Origin of the sequence: Streptomyces sp. MnatMP-M17 (genome assembly GCF_900091995.1) — a bacterium.
GTDB lineage: Bacteria > Actinomycetota > Actinomycetes > Streptomycetales > Streptomycetaceae > Streptomyces.
In genome coordinates this window covers 1-3,412 of the sequence record NZ_FMDK01000962.1, presented here as the reverse complement: position 1 = coordinate 3,412, position 3,412 = coordinate 1, and the positions used below count along the sequence as shown (strand labels likewise).

The 3,412-nt window shown below is 71.8% G+C and carries 4 protein-coding genes; 2 read left to right on the top strand and 2 right to left on the bottom strand.

What is annotated here, in order from left to right; all coding sequences use genetic code 11:
- The coding region (locus GA0115259_RS34210) for a LuxR C-terminal-related transcriptional regulator (protein ID WP_141716804.1) at positions 1-237 on the top strand (237 nt) is incomplete at its 5' end.
- Between the two features lie 6 nt (positions 238-243).
- Here the strand turns inward: GA0115259_RS34210 and GA0115259_RS34205 are convergent.
- Together GA0115259_RS34205 and GA0115259_RS34200 are read right to left on the bottom strand one after the other, a co-directional pair.
- Positions 244-2,046 carry a sensor histidine kinase gene (locus GA0115259_RS34205; protein WP_256098271.1) on the bottom strand — a complete coding sequence of 601 codons (1,803 nt, stop codon included), beginning with the start codon at positions 2,044-2,046 and terminating at the stop codon, positions 244-246.
- A gap of 161 nt (positions 2,047-2,207) precedes the next feature.
- Positions 2,208-3,203 carry a GNAT family N-acetyltransferase gene (locus tag GA0115259_RS34200; RefSeq protein ID WP_093604114.1) on the bottom strand — a complete coding sequence of 332 codons (996 nt, stop codon included), beginning with the start codon at positions 3,201-3,203 and terminating at the stop codon, positions 2,208-2,210.
- Here GA0115259_RS34200 and GA0115259_RS41345 point away from each other — a divergent pair.
- Positions 3,202-3,412: hypothetical protein (locus GA0115259_RS41345; protein ID WP_370749171.1), on the top strand; the 211-nt coding region annotated here is incomplete at its 3' end. The two genes, GA0115259_RS34200 and GA0115259_RS41345, sit on opposite strands and share 2 nt — an antisense overlap.

The window sequence follows — 3,412 nt, the reverse complement described above, 5'->3', positions numbered from 1 at the left end:
GCCGGGACCGGCTCGACCGGGCCCGGTGCTCCGGCTCCCGCCGTGCTCTCGCCGGAGGAACGGCACCTGTTGAGGCTCGTCGGCGACGGGCTCACGGACCATCAGATCGGACGGCAGCTCTCTCTCGCCGAGAAGACCGTCCGTGACCGGATCGCGCGTCTGCTGCCGAAGCTCGGGATACGGCAGGGCGCTCCGGCCTCCGCCGCCCTCGCGCGGACGCGGACACCTCCGCCCTGAGGCGCCCTATGCCTCGGGCCCGGCAGCCGCCGTATCCACCGACGCAGACACAGACGCCGTTGTCGACGCCGACGCCGACAACGGCACACGCCACACAAGACGCGCGCCGCCTTCCGGCGGAGTGTCATGGACAAAGGCGCCGCCCAGCGCGACGCTCCGCTCCTTGATGTTCTTCAGCCCGCTGCGCGCGGACTCCGGCCCGAAGCCCACACCGTTGTCCGCGACCGTCAGGCTCAGTTCACCGGGAGCGACGACCAGCCGTACGTCGACGGCCGTCGCCCGCGCGTGCCGCGCGATATTGCTCAGCGCCTCCACCAGCACCGCGATCAGATGGTCGGCGATCGCGGGAGGCACATCCGTATCGACCAGTCCCTCCGTCCGGAGAGCGGGACTGAAGCCGAGCGACGCCGCCGCCGCTTCGACCGAGACGGCCACACGGGCGCGTACTCCCTCGGCCGCCCGGCCCGTCTCCTTCGTACGGAGTCCGAAGATCGTCGACCGGATGATCTTGATGGTGTCGTCCAGATCGTCGACCGCGCGCTCCAGACGTTCGGCGGCCTGCGGGTGCTGGACGAACTTCTGGGTGCTCTGGAGCGTCATTCCCGTCGCGAACAGCCGCTGGATCGCCAGATCGTGCAGATCACGCGCGATACGGTCACGGTCCTCCAGGAGCGCTATCTGCTCGGCGGCGCTGCGGCGTTCGGCCAGCTCCATGGCGAGCGCCGCCTGCCCGGCGAATCCGAGCAGCGGAACCGTCTCGCCCGCACCGAAGACGGGACGTCCCGCACCGCGCGCGAGCAGCAGCACACCGCGCACACCACCGCGGCTTCCCATCGGCACCGCCACCGCCGGTCCCAGCCCCGACCATCGCGCATCGCCGCCGCCGAACCGCGGATCGTGTGCGATGTCGGTGCTCACCACAGGTTCGGCGGCGGAGAACGCGGCCCCGATGAAACCGTCACCGTCCGCCACCCGCAGCCCGTCGTGCACCTGTGCGTCCTGGCCCACCGCGAGTACGGTCCGTAGCTCGCCCGTGAATCCGGCCGTGAGCCCGCCCGTGCCTTCGACCGGCAGGGCCACCAGGCCGAGGTCGGCCGAGACGATCTGCCGGGCCCGCTCAATGATCAGTTCGAGTACCTGGGCACGCGGCCCGCCCGACAGCAGACTGCTCGTCACCTCCGCGCTGGCGGCCAGCCACTGCTCCCGGCGCCGCGCCTCCTCGTACAGCCGCGCGTTCTCGACGGCGACACCGGCCGCCACGGCCAGTGTGGAGAGAACGGACTCGTCCTCCGCGTCGAACTCCTCGGCGCCGCGTTTCTCGGTGAGATACAGATTGCCGAAGACCTTGTCACGCACCCGGATCGGGACCCCCAGGAAGGAGTGCATCGGCGGATGGCCCGCCGGGAAACCGTACGAGGAAGGATGCTCGGACAGCTCCGGCATCCGCAGCGCCTCCGGATGACGGATCAGCTCTCCCAGCAGACCGTGGCCGCTGGGCAGCGGGCCGATCCGCGATCTCAGCTCGTCGTCGATGCCCACCGTCAGGAACTCCGAGAGCTTCTCGTCCTCGCCGATCACGCCCAGCGCACCGTACTCGGCGTCCACCAGCACGACCGCGGCCTCGACTATGCCGCGGAGCACCTGCGGCAGATCCAGTTCACGTCCCACGGAGAGCACCGCCTCCAGCAGGCCGTGCACCCGGTCGCGTGTGCTGCGGACCGCGTCGATACGTATCTGGAGCTCTTCCAGCAGCTCATCCAGGCGCAGCCGTGGCAGAGGCTCTGCCGAGCTGCTTCGTTCCGACCCCACAGAGCGCCTCCCCTAGACCGACCGGACCGACCGGACCGACCAAGCCCGTTCCCGTTGCCCGTTCCCGTTCGAACCGCCGGCCGGCGGACAGGCCGGCCCGAGGGCCACGATAGAGGCCGGTCGCCGGCTCGGAGCTCGGTACGGTTCAGAACTTGGCAGGCTCAGAGCTTGGCACGGAAGATCCCGGCCGGGCGCTCGCGCCGGTAGCCCAGCGCCTCGTTCACGGCGAGCATCGAGGCGTTGTCGTCCGCGACGGTGGTGGTGATCTCCCGTACGGCGGGATGCAGTTCGCGCAGTCTGCCCAGCAGATGGCGCTTGACCGCCCGGCCGAGACCGCGGCCACGGTGGCCCGGGACGACGACCGTGTCGTACTGGACCGCGCGGGTGTCGGCCGGATCGCACAGCACCACTTCCGTATACGCCACCACGGCGTCGCCGTCCGTCGTGTCGAGCACGGCGGCCGTGAGGACGACTCCGCCGCGCCGCTCCATCACCCGGGCCGCGGCTCTCACCCGTGCCACGTCCGGGCCCGGTCTGCGCTGGTCCAGGTGCCCTCCGGGCACGGTCGTCGGCGCCTCCCGCACCGCCGCGTGGGCACGGGCGAAGGACTCGGCCGGTCCGTCGGGGACCGCGCCCGACCAGTCGGTGAAGCGGAAGCCGTCGGGCAGCGCGGGCGGCGGGATCTCGTCCACCGCCTGCCGGACGCGCAGGACGTACCAGCCGAGCGGCAGCACATTCGTGAAGCCGAGGCTGTCCACGAACGCCTCGCCCGCGCCGCCGAGTTCGAGCACGGTCGAGACCGAGGTACGCCCGTGCGCGAGGAGTTCGGCGCGTACGGCGGCCCAGAGCGCGGCGCCGACGCCGTGCCGCCGGGCGTCGGGCCGTACCACCAGGGCGTCGAGAAAGGCGGTGTGCCTGCTGTCCTGCTCGGTGAACAGGAGCAGCGAGGCGACGCCCTCGTACGAGCCGTCCGGCGCCAGCGTCGCGAGATGAACGTTACGCCCGTGCAGCGGAGGCACCCGCAGTCTGCCCGCGGTCTCCGCCCTGCTGGGCTCGGGCACCGAGGCCGGCAGATCGCGGACGTGTGCGGCGCTGACCACCGCGTGCCAGGCAGCTGTCTCGGCGTCCGACGGCGGGCTTCCCAGAGTGATCAGCATGGACCGAACCTACGCGTACGAGGAGGGCGACGCCCTTGAGTTGACGGGACGTCCGGGCTGGGCGGGACAGGGTGCTCGTGCCCCGACAGCACAAGCACCCCACAGCGCGAGCGCCGCCCGGCACAAGCACCGCTCGGCACAAGCATCCCCCGCTGCCCGGCCCGTACGGGCCGGGCAGTCCGTACGGCCCGGCGGCCCCGCCGGCCCCC